The 653-nt window shown below is 46.1% G+C and carries 2 tRNA genes and 1 rRNA gene; all 3 read left to right on the forward strand.

From position 1 onward, the window contains the following. Positions 1-103 (forward strand): 16S ribosomal RNA (locus tag ASN89_RS26810); the annotation flags it as partial. Positions 104-184: 81 nt separating this feature from the next. Beyond that, a tRNA-Ile gene (locus ASN89_RS26815) sits at positions 185-261 on the forward strand. Between the two features lie 19 nt (positions 262-280). Then, positions 281-356, forward strand: a tRNA-Ala gene (locus tag ASN89_RS26820). Positions 357-653: the final 297 nt, after the last annotated feature.

The following is a 653-nucleotide window of genomic DNA, read 5'->3' on the forward strand; positions in this document are numbered from 1 at the left end:
TAGCTTAACCGCAAGGAGGGCGCTTACCACGGTAGGATTCGTGACTGGGGTGAAGTCGTAACAAGGTAGCCGTATCGGAAGGTGCGGCTGGATCACCTCCTTTCTAGAGTTTGCACGAATCATGTAAATGATTCACGCATCAAATGTTCACACTTATCGGCTGTTAATATAAAGAACAGCATTTGGGGCTGTAGCTCAGCTGGTTAGAGCACCGTGTTGATAACGCGGGGGTCGTTGGTTCGAGTCCAACCAGCCCTACCAGTTTCTGTAGTAAATCTCAGGGGGATTAGCTCAGCTGGGAGAGCACCTGCTTTGCAAGCAGGGGGTCGTCGGTTCGATCCCGTCATCCTCCACCAAAAGTTCAAACGTAAGTTGATCACATCGGTGATTGAATTTAGGTTTGGTCTTTTCGAGACCAAGTGCTGTATGTTCTTTAACAATCTGGAAGAAGTAAAGATTATTTATTGATCGGTTTGCCGTAAAAAGCGAATCGATGGGTAATGATTGTATGTATCAACAAACAAGCAACAACGTTGTACTTTCTTATCCCTGTAGCGCTCTTTCATTATGCAAATGATGAGAGGCTAACGTTATAGGGACAAGCGAATAAGTGCACATGGTGGATGCCTTGGCGATTACAGGCGATGAAGGAC

Source organism: Janthinobacterium sp. Ant5-2-1 (assembly GCF_001445815.1).
Taxonomy (GTDB): Bacteria; Pseudomonadota; Gammaproteobacteria; order Burkholderiales; family Burkholderiaceae_D; genus Janthinobacterium; species Janthinobacterium lividum_E.